Genomic DNA, 15,659 nt, shown 5'->3' on the forward strand with positions numbered 1-15,659 from the left:
CAATTACCTACAGTTGGCTAAAAACTCTCGCTGCTGCTTCGATAGTAAATTCAATATCCTCATCCGTATGAGCGATAGATAAAAAGCCTGCTTCGTAACAGGCCGGGGCCAGGTATACACCTTGCTCAAGCATTGCGTGGAAGAACTGATTAAATCGCTCCGTATTTCCCGCCATGACTTGCTGGTAGTTGGTGACCTTTTCTTCCTCAGTAAAAAACAATCCCCACATGCTCCCTACATGATTGGACGTTAGAGGAATACCTTTTTCTTTTGCTTTGGCGCAGATACCAGTAACCAGCTTTTCTGTTTTGCTAAAAAGTGTCGGATAGATATCTGAGTGTTTAATTTTGGTTAACGTGGCTAAGCCGGCTGCCATTGCAACTGGGTTCCCCGAGAGAGTACCTGCTTGATAAACCGGGCCGGTGGGGGCGATTTTTTCCATTATCTCCTGCTTGCCGCCGAATGCGCCGACAGGCATTCCTCCGCCAATCACTTTACCCAAGGTCGTTAAGTCCGGTTGAACGTCGTAATAGCCTTGAGCGCCCTGGATACCGAGTCTGAAGCCTGTCATGACTTCGTCAAAAATTAAAACACTTTGATACTTTGTACAGCAATCTCTAAGGGCTTGTAAAAAACCGGGTACAGGCGGAATACAGTTCATGTTTCCGGCAACGGGTTCGACAATAATACAGGCTATCTGCTCGCCGATTTTTTCGAAAGTATCTTTAACCTGTTGAATGTTGTTATAGGTTAGTGTGATGGTGTGTTCTGCTAGGGAGTCGGGAACGCCAGGGGAACTGGGAACGCCTAAGGTCAATGCGCCACTACCGGCTTTCACTAATAATGAATCGGAGTGGCCGTGATAACAGCCTTCGAATTTAATAATTTTATCTCTGCCTGTATAACCTCGAGCCAGACGAATTGCACTCATTGTCGCTTCTGTTCCGGAGCTGACAAACCGGACTTTATCCATTCCGGGCATAATGTCACACACCAGTTTGGCCAGCTCTGTTTCGATTTCCGTTGGAGCGCCAAAACTTAAGCCTTTTTGCATTTTTTCCATTACGGCATGACGAACATCATCGTCATTGTGGCCTAAAATCATTGGTCCCCAGGACAGAACATAATCGACATAGCGTTTGTCACTAATATCGTAAATGTAAGCACCGTTTGCTCGGTCAATAAATATTGGCTCCCCTCCAACAGCACGAAAAGCACGAACTGGAGAATTCACGCCGCCGGGAATAACTGCTTGTGCGGCGGTAAATGCAATATGATTTTTTGGACTAGTGGACATTATGTTGTATTTACCTGGACGATTAGTGTGTGTGTTTTGCTGCAGGTAATTCTTCCGGTGCTTCGATATTTTTATCTGCCCAGAAGAATCTGTGAGGCGTTCGTTTTTGGAAACCTAATTCGCGTGAGGCGCACATGGTTTGCCAAGTATAATTTTGTGCCTGTTCTGCAGCGTGTATAGGGTCTGTTCCATGCGCGATATACGACGCGATACTGGTTGCCAAGGTGCTGCTGGAGCCATGGCAGTTGGGGGCTTCCTGTTCCCAATAATAGTTATTAATTAAACCGCGTTGGCCGAATAAACTGTTTTGGAAGGCTTTGCGTTCTTTGCCTGTACTGGTAATCAAAATATTTCCACATCCAGTCGCAACTAAAGCATTTGCGGTTGCTTCGATGGTATCCGATTCTTGCGCAATCTTCCGTGCTTCGTAGAGTGATAAACAGGTTAATGTGCTCAGAGGTAAAATGAGTGAAGACAATACTTCCGGCAACTCCATTTGTTCGGGGGATTGATCGTCCCACAGATTTAATACCGGGTGGGTCACCACCGGAAGATGATTGTAGTCTTTGAGTATTGAGTGGATGGCTTCAGCAATCGATACAGAACCGAGAAAGCCGATTTTTACCGCTTTTACATCCATGTTTTCCAGCACGGACCGTGCTTGCTGAATTAGCATTGTTGGGTCTGTAGCCAGGGTTTCTGTATCTTGAGTATTACCATCTGCACACAGGGAGGTGACCACGGGCGCGCAATGGCAACCTAAACTGGCAGTCGTTTCGATGTCAGCCTGAATGCCCCCGCTACCGGACGGATCCAGCGCCGAGAAAGAAAGTACCACCGGAGGCGTATGAGGCTGAGTAAGCATATCAGTATCCTTATAGGGGTCTTTTTAGTACAACCAGAAGTGTTACAGCAATCAGTAATATTGTTGGAAATTCGTTAAACCATCGAAAGTAAACGTGATTTTTCACGTTGTCATCATCTCGAAAAAGTTTGACGTGATATCCGCATAAATGGTGATAAATAACGAGCAGTATCACCAATACGATTTTTAGCCAAAACCAGGTACTCGACGAGTAATATTCCCAGGAAAATGCCGCAGTACCGAAGCCCAAGATTAACGTGGCAATCATAGCGGGCGTGCCTATGTATTTATATAGCTTGTATTCCATTACTTTGAAACGTTCCCTTCCCTGTGTGTCTGTGGTCTCTGTCATTGCGTGATAAACGAACAGGCGGGGCAGATAAAAGAGCATGGCAAACCAACTCACAACAGCAATAATATGAAATGCTTTAGCCCATAACATTTTTTCTTCTCCCGGTTGATAATACTTGTCTATGGCAGTTTTTGTGACTTTGTTCTGGGTTTTGTTGATCGTAGAGTATGGTTGTGGCTTTGATCAACGTATAAAAACTTGGCGATACACCGTGTTAGAGCCTGTAGTAAGTTAGCATTTTCTTCGGCGGTGTTCAGCCGTTTTCTATCTGTGTGCCCTTGAATACAGAGTAGTGAGGACGGTTTGAGAGGGAAGTCTATAAAACGAATAACTAATCCCGATGCTTTTTATGCCAACAGACCTGTATGTGCTATTTACTTATCATTAGGCAGGCGCTGGAGGGGTATGGCTGCTTGTTGAGTGGGTGACTTCTGGATAATACAATCCAGTACAAATTAAGGAATAGTCTCTAATCATTCTATATCAACGTTAGGCGCTATCGTTGAGACTAAAATAGCTGCCGCCAGCCAAATGGATAGAGAGTTTCATCTTGGTATGGTTGAGATAGATTGGTTTTTTGAGAAAACTCCGTATGATGTGGGGCTGAAATTCCCCTCAAGTATTCAGAGAAGTCGTAAAGAGGTCGCGTGTGATTAAAATAGGTATTGTTGGAGGCACTGGTTATACCGGTGTTGAGTTGCTTAGACTTTTGGCTTTACATCCCGAAGCGGATGTAAGATTAATCACTTCCAGAGCTGAATCCGGGAGATCGGTAACAGAACTGTTCCCAAGCTTACGCGGCCACTACGATTTAAGCTTTAGCGCACCGGATGTCGCTACAATAAAAGAATGTGATGTTGTCTTCTTTGCCACCCCGCACGGTGTTGCTCAGGCGATGATGTCGGACTTCTCCGATGGCTCGACGAAAGTTATTGATCTCTCGGCGGATTTCCGAATAAAAGATATTGAAACCTGGGAGCAGTGGTACGGGCAAAAACATGGCTGTCCAGATCTTGTAGATATGGCGGTTTATGGGTTGCCGGAAGTTAACCGCTCAGCCATTAAAGACGCACAACTTGTGGCATGTCCTGGTTGCTACCCAACCTCAATTCAGTTGGGCTTTTTACCTTTATTGGAAAACAACCTGATTGACCCAACAACGCTGATTGCTAACAGTGCTTCGGGTACGAGTGGCGCGGGTAAACAGGCCAGTGTGGGAACCTTGTTGTCAGAATGTGGTGAGAGCTTCAAAGCTTACAAGGTAGACGGACACAGACATTTACCGGAAACAGAGCAGGGGTTAAGAGCATTACAGCCGGTAGGTGCAGAGCCTGCACAGTTGACCTTTGTGCCACATTTGTTGCCAATGATTCGTGGTATTCACTCAACTTTGTACGCCAAGCTTCGTGGTTCGGTTGACGATATTCAGGCGTTATATGAACAAAAATACGCCAACGAACCTTTTGTGGATGTGCTTCCCAAGGGTTGTTTTCCAGAAACGAGAACTGTGAGAAGCACGAATATGTGCCGACTGTCTATTATGGAACCACAAGAACGAGGTACCGTGGTTGTTATGTCGGTTATTGATAACCTTGCCAAAGGTGCTTCAGGCCAGGCGATTCAATGTATGAATATTATGTTCGGCCTGGATGAAACCACAGGATTACAAGCGCCGGCAGTGGTGCCCTAAGCCTTCAGTTTTTAGTAAGAAAAGAGATACCCGGAAAAATGACGGCAGTTAAAGGCAGCAAACATTACACGTTAAAAGTGGTTAAAGACCGCCCGTTTCTCAGGTTTACCCTGTTTGCGGGCGTAGTTTTGCTTTTTGTATTGGCCTCTTTGGTGGCGTTTCAGCTTGGCCATATCCACGGCATGGATGGGCAGGAAAAAGCTCTGGCGGATGCGGCTTTTTATAAGCAGAAGATGGAGTCTGCAGAAGCAGAAGTTGGCCAATTACAGCAGGAAATTGCAAACATACATCTTGGTGCGGAAGTTGATCGCCAAGCCAACGAGGGTGTGAGGAAAGAGGTCATTGCGTTAAAGGAAAGTATTGCGCAACTGCAAGAAGAAAACAGCTTTTATCGCAATTTGATGGCCCCCAGCGGCAATAGAAGCGGATTAACATTTGGCGCGGTTGAAATCACCGATACCGATACTCCGAGGGCATACCAATTAAAAGTTGTGATGCAGCAGTTGGCGGTCAACCATAATTTGTTGAGCGGCGTTTTGCAGGTGGTCATTATCGGTAAGCAGGGGGAGCTGGAAGCAAAATATAACTTCTCTGATTTATCAAAGGATATTTCTGCTGCAAAAATACGTCTTAGATTTAAGTATTTTCAGAACATCGAGGGTAAGTTGATTCTGCCTGAAGGTTTTGAACCAGAAAGAATAGAACTGATTGCCAGTACAACCGGTAGTAAACCTGTCACCATCGAAAAACGTTTCGGTTGGTTAGTGGAGGAAATCTAATGCTAGGTAAAAAAGATCAAGATAACCATTTTGCAGCTGGTGGGCACACATTACTTGCTCGTGCTGTTGAAATTACCGGAGATATAAAGTTCGGTGGCGACATGGAAGTAATCGGTGTAATCAAAGGTAATATCTACGCCGAAGCGGGTGTTGATGCCAAGATATCTATCGCCGAGAAGGGCGAGGTTTATGGTGAAATCCACGCTCCACAGATTATCGTTCGTGGTTCGGTTAAAGGTGATATTCACTCATCCAAGCACCTTGAGTTGGCGGCGAGTGCAGTGGTTCAGGGCAATGTCCATTACAGTGCTATCGAAGTCGTAAAAGGGGCGCAGGTGAATGGCAAGCTGGAGCACGTGAAGGAAGGTACTGTCGCGAGTGTAAAAAGTGAGCCATTAAAAGCTGTGGTGGCATCGGGAGAAGGGAAATCGTAAGGGTTGAGTGGTAATACTTGACCTTTATACTTGGTTATACCGATAATTCTCATTATTATTTGTGAGTTGAGCAGTTTTTAGGCATTGGCCAGGTGAAATATGAGTGGTGAACCACAGACATTTATTCCACAGCCCATTGAGGTAACGGATAACGCGCTAAACAAGGTACGTAGCCTCATTGAAGAAGAGGACAACCCCGACCTCAAGTTACGTGTTTTTGTCACCGGCGGTGGTTGTTCCGGCTTTCAGTACGGTTTTGCTTTTGATGAGGCGGTTGCCGAAGATGATGCGGAAATATCCCGTGAAGGTGTGTCCGTTGTTGTTGATGCAATGAGCTACCCATACCTTGTCGGGGCAAAGCTGGATTATGAGGAAGGCCTGCAAGGGTCCAAATTTACGGTGGTTAATCCCAATGCATCTTCGACTTGTGGTTGTGGGTCTTCCTTCTCGATATGACGATTGACTAAGTGAAAAACGCTAACCGCCTATCTTGTTATAAAAAAGCATTCTATTTGGTTTTCGTTGTTTTTTTTCTTGCGCCAATTTCGATGGCGCAAGCTCCTCAGCTTGATTCCTCTCCTTTATCTATCTCAGACCGTGATCGCCACTCTGAATCACCGTTTAATCCTCAAGGCTACGTTGCGCGCATTGCTCTCGATTCACCGGAAGATTTAAAGCGGGCGTTATTGCGTGCTGAAAGCTTATATCTGGACGGCAAAGTTGAGGAGGTTGGCAAGCCTTTGGCCTTTATTATTCATGGCCCGGAAGTGGAAATTTTTTTCAAAGAGAACTATCAGCAATATAAAGAAATAGTGGATATTGCTGCTCGCCTGACTGCGTTTAAAGTTGTAGAGGTTCAGGTCTGCGAAACGCGAATGGGGGTGCAAGGGAAAGAAAAGTCCTCATTGGTTCCGTTTGTCGGAACGGTTCCCTTCGGTCCTTCTGCGATTGATGAACTTATTAATAAAAAAGACTACGTGTATTTTTAGTATCGATTGTTTGCTGTTTTTTTTTGCGAGTGTAGTCTTGTCTTTGTAACTCAAGAATAAAGTATATAAACTGACATTATTATGCGTGCTCCTCTTTTTTTTGTATTTGTTTTGTTTTTCCTTTCTTCGTGTGGTTCTCAATCCTCAAAAAGCTATATAACAGATGATCTTAAGTATTTTATGCGAGAGATCGAAGCTATTGATCAGTTGGTTCAATTATATGTTGTAGAGCCTGGGTATATTATTCCTGAACATGTATCTGCGTTAAAACGTCTTGAGGCATTGGATCGATATTGTTCGACAGGTTGTTATCTATATCAAAAATCACTAGTGGATGAGTATTTTGTTTATTTACATAATATTATGGGAGAGAACGAAAAAGCGCTTACTTATGTCGATCGGTTGCTTGATAACTCTTCGATTCAGGGGGTGAAACGATTAGAAAAGCAAATGACTGGTGCGCAGTTGTCTTATAAGCTCGATGACTACGTGAAAATGGAGTCGTATTTAGAGGGGGTGAGTCTTGAAAAACTTCCCCAGCACTACAAAGGCTCTTTCATGCTTTATAGTATTGTTTTGCAATGGCAATTTGGTCAAGTAGATGAGGCTATATCTGAATTAAATGCTTTATCAAAAAGAGTTTCTAAAGGAGTTTCGAACTCGAAATCCTTGGTTTCATTGTATGAGCTTGAAGAAAAAATCCTAAAAAGCCAGGGAAGAAATGATTTGGTTGAGGGTGTGCAAAAAAAGATTGAAGAAATAAAATCTGATCGAGCGAAAGATGAATATCTTCCTGTCCTAAAGGTTGCACCGCGTTATCCAGAGGAGGCCGCGAAAGCCAGCATAGAAGGTTACTGTACGGTTTCATACACGGTATTAAAAACTGGCAAGACCACCGACCACCAAATTGTTGAGTGTAGCAATGAAATATTTAGATCTGAGTCGCTCAGAGTGGCCAAAAAATTTCTATACAAGCCTCGTATAGAAAACGGGCAGCCGGTGGATGTTCGTGATGTAAAAAATCGATTCACCTATGAAATAGCAAATTAATTTGGTAGTAGCTACTAAGCTTCTGAAGCTTTATGTGATCTTTTCTCAGCAAATATTTGCAGCTAAAACAACCTAGTGCTATCTTTTGCTCCAGAGTTGGCCAGACAATCGCTTCGGTAGCGCCTTCGGGTATTGCCGCAGAGGAAAGTCCGGGCTCCATAGGGTAGAACGCCAGGTAATTCCTGGGGGGCGCGAGCCTACGGAAAGTGCAACAGAAAGTAAACCGCCTGTTTATTGCTCCGGCAATAAACAGGTAAGGGTGAAATGGTGCGGTAAGAGCGCACCGCGCAATTGGTAACAATTGTGGCGATGGTAAACCCCGTTCGGAGCAAGACCAAATAGGAATCCAAAGGCGTGACCCGCGCTGGATTCGGGTAGGTCGCTTGAGGGTTGAGGTGACTCAACCCCTAGATGAATGATTGTCCACGACAGAACCCGGCTTATCGGCTAACTCTTATTCTTCCTTCAATTGCGCCTTTTGGCGCATATACTCTTCAAGTCTTTGTGGTTCTCTTCATAGAGTTAAATAATATTGATGTTAAAGTCGTTTCTAGCTTTTGCTTGTAACCTTCTGAATTTACTCATTATTCTCTTCTTTTTGGCCTCGGTTTTCCTTCTTTCTTCCCCAAAAAACTTATCAATATCAATAAGTTAGCCACATTATCTCCGCCGCATTTCCTTGACTTTGCTAATATCTGAAATATAGTGTGCAAAAGTGGTGTAAAGTGGCTTTAAGTGGAGCTTGGTGGTCCAGGAAAGGCAAAAATCTGGGTTAAGAGGTTATGTGTGTATCAGGGTAGTCATTCCATAAATATGGATGCAAAAGGTCGTATGGCCATTCCGGCGAAATATCGGGATGACCTGGCGGCTGACTGCGCTGGTCGTATTGTGATGACCGCACATACTCAGGATCGTTGTGTGCTTCTTTATCCCGAGCCTGAGTGGCAAAACATTCTGCCAAAAATTGAGGCTCTGCCAACCTTCAATAAAGCGGCGCTCAGGGCTCAGCGCATGCTCATCGGGTATGCGTGCGCGTTGGAGCTGGACGGCAATGGCCGAATTCTTGTTCCGCCCACTTTGCGAGAATATGCCGGACTGGAAAAAAAGCTGATGCTGGTCGGTCTAGGCAAAAAATTTGAATTGTGGAGTGAGGATGCGTGGTTCGCCTCCGTCGCCGATCTAGCGTCAGACGACGAACTGCCTGACGAGATGTTGTCGCTTTCGCTTTAAAGGGCTGTATATATGGATTCTGATTTCCATTACTCGGTTCTGTTACAGGAATCGATTGATGCCCTTATAACTGATACCGATGGTGTTTATGTTGACGGGACCTTTGGTCGCGGGGGGCATAGCAAGGCAATTTTGCAACGGCTGTCCCGTAAAGGGCGGTTAATAGCATTCGATAAAGACCCGGAAGCAATTAAGGTTGGTCAGCAGCTTGAACAGCAGGATTCGCGTTTTTCCATCGTGCATTGTTCGTTCGCTGACATGAAGAGTGCTGTAGAGGCGCGTACGCTTTCGGGCTTGTTGCTTGATCTTGGTGTCTCATCGCCTCAGCTTGATCAGGCTGAGCGTGGGTTTAGTTTTATGCAGGACGGGCCACTGGATATGCGAATGAACAATGTCGCAGGGCCTTCCGCAAAAGAATGGATTAACAGTGCAGATGTTGACGATATCGCATTTGTTTTGAAGGAATATGGTGAAGAGCGGTTTGCTAAACGCATGGCTCGAGCAATTGAGCGTGAAAGGGAAAAACGTGAAATTGAAACTACCGGAGAGTTGGCTGAGATTGTCAGTGCCGCAAATCCGAAATGGGAAAAAGGCAAACATCCGGCAACCAGAGCGTTTCAGGCAATCAGAATTTATATCAACAATGAGTTGGATGATTTGACGCTTGCATTACAAAACTCGTTGGAGTTGCTTGGGCGAGACGGGCGCTTGGTGGTGATTAGCTTTCATTCACTGGAAGACAGAATTGTAAAACGGTTTATGCGGGATGAGTCGCGTGGAAAAGTATTTCCGAGGGGGTTGCCCGTGACCGAAGAAATGCAAGATATAAAACTCAAAGTTATCACCAAAGCCGTTAAGGCCGGTGATGAAGAGGTAAAGGAAAATGTTCGGTCACGTAGTGCAGTGATGCGCGTGGCGGAACGGCTTTGATTTGATGGGGTATTAATGCGGCATTCAAAGTCTCGAATGGAAAAGTATCAACCTAAATCGGTTGAGCAAACAAAAAAAACAAGCGTGCTATTTAAAGGCTTTTTGCTTTTAGGTGTGTGGTTTTTTTCTGTGGGGTCGGCAATGGGGGTGGTGTATTCCACGTACAGTGCTCGAAAAGCCACGCAAGAACTTGAAAGTTTACGCAGAGAGGCCATTGGTTTACGGGTTATGTCCGGCCAATACCAATTGGAAAAAAGTTCATGGGCAGAATATTCGCGAGTGGAACAACTTGCCCGTGAAAAACTTAGTATGAATATACCAGAGGCGGAAGAAACTAAACTGATTTATCGCTAATGAAATCGAAAGAACAACTTATTGTCTGGCGTTTTCGTTTTGTGGCTGGGGTTATTACTCTGCTGCCGCTGGCGCTTGCCTGGCATTTGGCAAATTTGCAAGTTGTTCCAAAAACCGATGGTGGTTTTGAGTTTTTGCAAAAACAAGGTGAGGCCAGAACCATTCGTAGTCAGGAAGTGGTGGCCTATCGAGGTGTGATTACCGATAGAAACGGCGAACTACTTGCCGTAAGCACGCCAGTAAAATCGCTGTTTCTTGACCCGCAAAAATTTGACCGAGCCAATGTCGGTTTGTTGGCGAAGGCATTAAATCAACCCAGAAAGGAACTGGTCGAAAAAATAAATGCATATAGCGATAAGCAATTTATGTATCTGGCCAGACATCTTCCGCCACAAGAAGCGGAAGTTATTATCGCGAAACGAATTCCAGGTGTTTATTCTCAAACTGAATACCGACGTTTTTATCCGGCGGGTGAAGTTACCGCGCACGTGTTGGGTTTTACTGATATTGAAGACAGCGGTCAGGAAGGCATTGAGCTTGCTTACAATGAATGGCTTTCAGGTACGCCGGGATTAAAGCGGGTAATTAAAGATTTAAAAGGCAATGTTGTAAAAGATGAAGGTTTGGTTCAGGCACCGATTCCGGGGAAGGATTTACAACTCAGTATCGATTTACGACTGCAATATCTCGCTCATCGAGAATTAAAAGAAGCGATTGCGCAGCAAGGCGCAAAATCCGGGTCGCTGGTTTTATTGGATGTGGCAACGGGCGATGTGTTGGCAATGGTTAACCAGCCGTCCTACAACCCGAATAATCGAGTCAACATTCGCCCCGAATTATTACGTAATCGCGCTATTACGGATTTATTTGAGCCGGGCTCAACCATGAAACCGTTTACGGTGATGGCCGCGTTGGAAACGGGAAAATATTCGCCAAACTACAAAATCAATACCAGTCCAGGGTATATCCGGGTTGGTAGAAAAACCATTGTTGATCACCGGGATTACGGTGTAATTGATTTACCCACAATTATTGCTAAATCGAGTCAGGTGGGTATCAGTAAATTGGCTTTGGAAATGGATGGCGAACAGATTCGCGATATGTATTTTCGCATGGGCCTGGGGCAGGCCACCGGTATTGGTTTTCCCGGCGAGGCTAATGGCTTTTTACCATCACATAACAAGTGGCGTCCTATTGAGCAGGCGACATTTGCATACGGTTATGGCTTAAGTGTGAACACGGTGCAACTTGCCCAAGCCTATTCGGTGATTGCTGCGAAAGGGCAGCTTCATCCCGTGTCATTGTTGCATCGGGCAAGTGAACAGTTGAGTAGTAATGAAGTGGTGTCTTCCCGTGTTGCTGATGATGTCAGCCATATGCTGGAGCGAGTGACACAAAAAGGTGGGACGGGAACTCGTGCGCAAATAGATTCCTACCCGGTTGCAGGTAAATCCGGTACTGCGCATAAAGTCGGAAAAGGTGGTTACGAAGACGATAAATATGTCGCAGTGTTTGCGGGTATGGCACCAGCAAAAAATCCGGTTGTTGTTGCAGCTGTGATGGTGAATGAACCGTCAAATGGAAAATATTTTGGTGGTGAAGCCGCTGCGCCGGTTTTTTCCAAAGTTGTGGAAAAGTCGTTGCGTGTTTTGCGGGTTCCTCCTTTGGAAATAGAAGAGCAGGTTGCCTCAGTAAATTGGAGGCATAACTAATGGTTGCTTTTGTTAAACAGAATATACAAAAACTGCTGGCAGATTTGCCTGTTGCCGGTTTGCTAGAGCAAGAACTTCTTGAGCGAGAAATTACGGGTATTGCCAATGATAGTCGCCAGATTAAGCCGGGAGATGTTTTTGTCGCCATTAAAGGTGAGGCTGTTGATGGACGAGATTTTATCGATTCCGCTATCGCAGCGGGAGCGGTATTTATTTTAGCGGATGCCACCGATAACAATCACGGTCAGTTGTCTATAAGAAAATCCGTTCCGGTATTGTCGATAGAAGGCTTGGGTAAAAAAATAGGAATCTTGGCTGGCAAGGGGTATGGCCAACCAACAGAAAAACTTTCTGTTGTGGGTGTTACTGGAACAAATGGCAAAAGTACTTGTGTCAGTTTGATCGCGCAATTATTGAGTTTGTTGGGTGAGAAGTCCGCATCGGTTGGTACCGTTGGTTATGGTTGCTATGGTGAGGCGCTAATTAACACTGGTCTGACTACCCCGGATGCAATTCAGATTCAGCGCATTGCTGCAGAATTTGTGCAACAAAATGTGAAGCATTTTGCGATGGAAGTTTCGTCACACGGTGTGACTCAGGGGCGAGTTGATGCAGTGAATTTTGATGTTGCGGTGTTTACCAATTTAACACGAGATCATCTGGATTATCACGGTACATTTGAGGCGTACCAAAAAGCTAAATTTGATTTTGTCAGCCGGTCGGATATTCAAAAAGTTGTCATTAATTTAGATGATCAGGCTGGTGTCGAAGAAAGTGTCACTTTGAAAGAGCTTGAGGGAAAAAGTGTAACTTCTTATGCGTTGAATAACCGCGAAGCGGATGTTGTTGCATCTGATATAGAGTTTCGTGAGCGCGGCATGGAGTTCGACGTAACAACACCTTGGGGCGCCGGGCATATCCGAACCCAATTGATAGGTGATTTTAATATTCACAACCTGTTAGCTGTTATGAGCGTTGCCTGTTTGCTCGGTCATGATTTTAAAAAGGTTACAGAAACTCTTGAACAATTGGTTGGGGTCGAAGGTCGATTAGAGCTTTTGAGTGTGCCGGAGTCCGATCTAGTAGTGTTAATTGATTATGCTCACACACCAGATGCGTTGGAAAAAGCCATTCTGGCGGTGAAGGCGCATGTGAATAAAACACTGACGGTGGTGTTTGGTTGTGGCGGGGATCGGGACAAAGGTAAACGTCCTTTGATGGGTGAAGTTGCAGAGCAGCTTGCTGATCAAGTGCTAATTACATCAGATAACCCGAGAACAGAAGAACCGATCGAGATTATTCAGGACATTCTTTCTGGAGTGTCGAACTGTGAAAAGGTTCGCTCACTTGTCGATAGAAAAGAAGCAATACACGATGTTATTGCTAAAGCTGAACCTGGAGACTGTATTTTAGTTGCAGGCAAGGGGCATGAAGATTATCAGGAAATTAATGGGCTAAGGCTTCCTTTTTCTGATCACGCTATCGCGCTAGATGCGTTGAAACAGCGTGTTGCCAACCAAAAGGGGGCCTTATGCACTTAAGCGAGTTGGCCGCACGGTTTGGTGGTGTGCTTCAGGGCGATTGTACTTTTGATCGAATTAGTACCGATACTCGGTCAATTGCTGAAGGCGAGCTGTTTGTCGCTTTGGATGGCCCAAATTTTAAAGGCAGTGATTTTATCTCCGACGCATTACAAAAAGGTGCTGTGGGAGTGGTTAGTGAGCGCGTCCTTGAAGGTAATTCGCCTTATTGGCAAGTTGAAGATTCCTATCGGGCGTTAGGACAAATCGCTAAACATCACCGAGAGCAATTTCACGGCAAGGTTGTTGGTATTACCGGTAGCGCAGGAAAAACCACTGTGAAAGGAATGCTGGCCAATATTTGTCGTCAGGCTGGAAATACTTTGTCGACTCAGGGGAATTTAAATAATCATATCGGTGTGCCGCTCACGTTGATGAAACTTAGTCGGGAGCATCAGTACGCGGTTATTGAAGCCGGTGCTAATGCAGTTGGCGAAATTGCGTATCTGGGAAGCTTAATTGAACCGGATGTTGCTCTAGTTACGAATGTCATGCCGGCTCATATTGGTGGTTTTGGTAGCCTGGAAGCGATTGAGCAAGAAAAATCTGAAATTTATCGCAGCTTGAAAAAGCTGGACTGGGCAGTGATTAATCTGGATGCAAAAACACGTGAGCAATACATTGCTCTATGTGCAGACAAATTAAAAGTCGGATTTTCTGTTAAGCCTTCTGGGAATTTCCAAAATAATAGTTTGGATCGATTGGTGACGGCAGAGAATAGCTTTGCTGATAAATATGGACGTTATCAATTTACCTTGTGTGAGGGAGAGCAGTCTACAGAGGTTCGATTGCAGGTATTAGGTAAGCATAATATTCACAATGCGTTGGCGGCATCCAGCTGTGCCTTTGCTTTGGGAATTGGTCTCGAGCAAATAAAACAAGGTTTGGAAACCTATTCTGGTGTTGATGGCCGCATGCAGTTAATCGATATGGAGCAGTATTTACTGATTAATGATTGCTACAACGCGAATCCGGGAGCAATGAAGGCTGCTATCGATTACTTAGCACCATTTGAACACAGTATTCTGGTTTGTGGTGATATGGCAGAGCTAGGTGACGACGCCGCTCAAATGCATAAAGATGTTGGCGAATATGCCAAAGCGCAAGGCATTACTTCCTTGTTGGCTGTTGGTCAGCATGCAAATGATTACATAGACGGTTTTGGCGAGCATGGTGTTGCGTTTGAGCATAAGTCCATGTTGGTTGATGTATTACTAAGTCAAATCGCAGAGGGAAGCACGGTTTTAATTAAAGGGTCGCGTAGTGCTGGCATGGAAGATGTTGTCAGTAGTTTGCGAGAAAGGAGGTGTTAAATGCTTCTCTGGTTAGCTGAATACTTACAGGAATATATTGGTGGGTTTGGTGTGTTTCGCTATCTCACCTTTCGTGGCATTTTGGGTGTGTTAACGGCGTTGGGAATCAGTATGTTCCTAGGGCCGTGGATGATTAAAAAATTAAACCAACTGCAAATTGGTCAGGCAATTCGCGATGACGGTCCGCAATCCCACTTGAGTAAATCGGGTACGCCAACCATGGGCGGTGCCTTGATTTTATTTGCGATTGTTGTTGCAACTGTTTTGTGGGCGGATTTATCGAACCGTTTTGTGTTGGCGGTTCTGTTTGTTACATGCGGGTACGGCTTAATTGGCTGGGTTGACGATTATCGAAAAGTGGTGGAGAAAAACTCCAAAGGTTTGCCCGCAAAATGGAAATATTTTTGGCAATCGTTGTTGGGCTTAACGGTTGCGGTGTCGTTGTTTTATACGGCTAAAAGCCCTGCGGAGACTTCCCTGTATATTCCGTTTTTTAAAGAAGTCATGATTGAGCTGGGGCCGGTATATATATTGTTGACCTATTTCATGATTGTCGGCTTTTCCAACGCGGTTAACTTAACCGATGGCTTGGATGGATTGGCGATCATGCCAACGGTAATGGTGGGGTCCGCATTGGGCATTATTGCCTATCTGGTTGGGCACGCGAATTTTTCTGCGTACCTGCATATTCCATATGTGCCGGGTACAGGGGAATTGGTGATTTTTTGTGGGGCTTTAGCGGGAGCTGGTTTGGGATTTTTGTGGTTTAACACTTACCCCGCACAGGTTTTTATGGGCGATGTGGGTGCCCTGGCATTAGGTGCAGCTTTAGGCGTTATTGCTGTCATTGTACGCCATGAAGTTGTTTTCCTGATTATGTCGGGCATTTTTGTCATGGAAACTGTATCGGTCATTCTACAAGTTGCTTCTTTCCAGCTAACGGGAAGGCGAATATTTAGAATGGCGCCGCTACATCATCATTTTGAGTTAAAGGGCTGGCCAGAGCCCCGTGTGATTGTGCGTTTCTGGATTATTACCGTAATTCTGGTTTTGTTTGGTTTGGCGACCTTAAAGATTCGATAAT

16 protein-coding genes and 1 other RNA gene are annotated in these 15,659 nt (G+C 45.0%); 14 read left to right on the top strand and 3 right to left on the bottom strand.

The window, feature by feature from the left end:
* Nucleotides 1-7: 7 nt before the first annotated feature.
* From hemL to hemJ, 3 genes are read right to left on the bottom strand one after another with little or no spacing between them, the layout of a single operon-like run.
* The gene (hemL, locus tag P5V12_RS00205) at nt 8-1,297 is read right to left on the bottom strand and encodes a glutamate-1-semialdehyde 2,1-aminomutase (protein WP_316955222.1); all 1,290 of its coding nucleotides are present in this window, start codon (nt 1,295-1,297) and stop codon (nt 8-10) included.
* Between the two features lie 22 nt (nt 1,298-1,319).
* The gene (locus tag P5V12_RS00210; RefSeq protein ID WP_316955223.1) at nt 1,320-2,162 is read right to left on the bottom strand and encodes a hydroxymethylpyrimidine/phosphomethylpyrimidine kinase; all 843 of its coding nucleotides are present in this window, start codon (nt 2,160-2,162) and stop codon (nt 1,320-1,322) included.
* 10 nt (nt 2,163-2,172) lie between these two features.
* The gene (hemJ, locus tag P5V12_RS00215) at nt 2,173-2,604 is read right to left on the bottom strand and encodes a protoporphyrinogen oxidase HemJ (protein ID WP_316955224.1); all 432 of its coding nucleotides are present in this window, start codon (nt 2,602-2,604) and stop codon (nt 2,173-2,175) included.
* A 559-nt stretch (nt 2,605-3,163) separates the two neighbouring features.
* Here hemJ and argC point away from each other — a divergent pair.
* From argC to mraY, 14 genes are all read left to right on the top strand, one after another.
* Nucleotides 3,164-4,204, top strand: coding sequence for an N-acetyl-gamma-glutamyl-phosphate reductase (argC, locus tag P5V12_RS00220; protein WP_316955225.1), 1,041 nt, complete (start codon nt 3,164-3,166; stop codon nt 4,202-4,204).
* A gap of 38 nt (nt 4,205-4,242) precedes the next feature.
* A complete protein-coding gene (locus tag P5V12_RS00225; protein ID WP_316955226.1) occupies nt 4,243-4,983 on the top strand; it encodes a DUF6776 family protein in 741 nt (246 codons plus the stop codon).
* On the top strand, nt 4,983-5,417 hold the full coding sequence (locus P5V12_RS00230; protein WP_316955227.1) for a polymer-forming cytoskeletal protein: 435 nt from the start codon (nt 4,983-4,985) through the stop codon (nt 5,415-5,417). Before P5V12_RS00225 ends, P5V12_RS00230 begins: the two co-directional genes overlap by 1 nt.
* A gap of 99 nt (nt 5,418-5,516) precedes the next feature.
* Complete coding sequence (erpA, locus tag P5V12_RS00235; RefSeq protein ID WP_316955228.1) at nt 5,517-5,873, top strand: iron-sulfur cluster insertion protein ErpA; 357 nt, start codon at nt 5,517-5,519, stop codon at nt 5,871-5,873.
* Between the two features lie 92 nt (nt 5,874-5,965).
* Nucleotides 5,966-6,406: an acyl-CoA transferase gene (locus P5V12_RS00240; protein WP_316955229.1), complete on the top strand. Its 441-nt coding sequence runs from the start codon at nt 5,966-5,968 to the stop codon at nt 6,404-6,406.
* 180 nt (nt 6,407-6,586) lie between these two features.
* Nucleotides 6,587-7,456, top strand: coding sequence for an energy transducer TonB (locus P5V12_RS00245; protein ID WP_316955230.1), 870 nt, complete (start codon nt 6,587-6,589; stop codon nt 7,454-7,456).
* A gap of 92 nt (nt 7,457-7,548) precedes the next feature.
* Nucleotides 7,549-7,915, top strand: an RNA gene (gene rnpB, locus P5V12_RS00250) — RNase P RNA component class A.
* 327 nt (nt 7,916-8,242) lie between these two features.
* Nucleotides 8,243-8,686: a division/cell wall cluster transcriptional repressor MraZ gene (gene mraZ, locus P5V12_RS00255; protein WP_316955231.1), complete on the top strand. Its 444-nt coding sequence runs from the start codon at nt 8,243-8,245 to the stop codon at nt 8,684-8,686.
* 12 nt (nt 8,687-8,698) lie between these two features.
* Nucleotides 8,699-9,616 carry a 16S rRNA (cytosine(1402)-N(4))-methyltransferase RsmH gene (rsmH, locus tag P5V12_RS00260; protein WP_316955232.1) on the top strand — a complete coding sequence of 306 codons (918 nt, stop codon included), beginning with the start codon at nt 8,699-8,701 and terminating at the stop codon, nt 9,614-9,616.
* A 15-nt stretch (nt 9,617-9,631) separates the two neighbouring features.
* The gene (ftsL, locus tag P5V12_RS00265; protein ID WP_316955233.1) at nt 9,632-9,970 is read left to right on the top strand and encodes a cell division protein FtsL; all 339 of its coding nucleotides are present in this window, start codon (nt 9,632-9,634) and stop codon (nt 9,968-9,970) included.
* Nucleotides 9,970-11,682 (top strand): penicillin-binding protein 2, encoded by a 1,713-nt coding sequence (locus P5V12_RS00270; RefSeq protein ID WP_316955234.1) that lies wholly within the window; start codon nt 9,970-9,972, stop codon nt 11,680-11,682. The genes ftsL and P5V12_RS00270 overlap by 1 nt, the downstream gene beginning before the upstream one ends.
* Nucleotides 11,682-13,223 (top strand): UDP-N-acetylmuramoyl-L-alanyl-D-glutamate--2,6-diaminopimelate ligase, encoded by a 1,542-nt coding sequence (locus tag P5V12_RS00275; RefSeq protein ID WP_316955235.1) that lies wholly within the window; start codon nt 11,682-11,684, stop codon nt 13,221-13,223. Before P5V12_RS00270 ends, P5V12_RS00275 begins: the two co-directional genes overlap by 1 nt.
* A complete protein-coding gene (locus tag P5V12_RS00280) occupies nt 13,214-14,575 on the top strand; it encodes a UDP-N-acetylmuramoyl-tripeptide--D-alanyl-D-alanine ligase (protein ID WP_316955236.1) in 1,362 nt (453 codons plus the stop codon). The genes P5V12_RS00275 and P5V12_RS00280 overlap by 10 nt, the downstream gene beginning before the upstream one ends.
* Complete coding sequence (mraY, locus tag P5V12_RS00285) at nt 14,576-15,658, top strand: phospho-N-acetylmuramoyl-pentapeptide-transferase (protein WP_316955237.1); 1,083 nt, start codon at nt 14,576-14,578, stop codon at nt 15,656-15,658.
* Nucleotide 15,659: the final 1 nt, after the last annotated feature.

The organism is Teredinibacter sp. KSP-S5-2 (assembly GCF_032773895.1).
In the GTDB taxonomy this organism is placed as follows: Bacteria; Pseudomonadota; Gammaproteobacteria; order Pseudomonadales; family Cellvibrionaceae.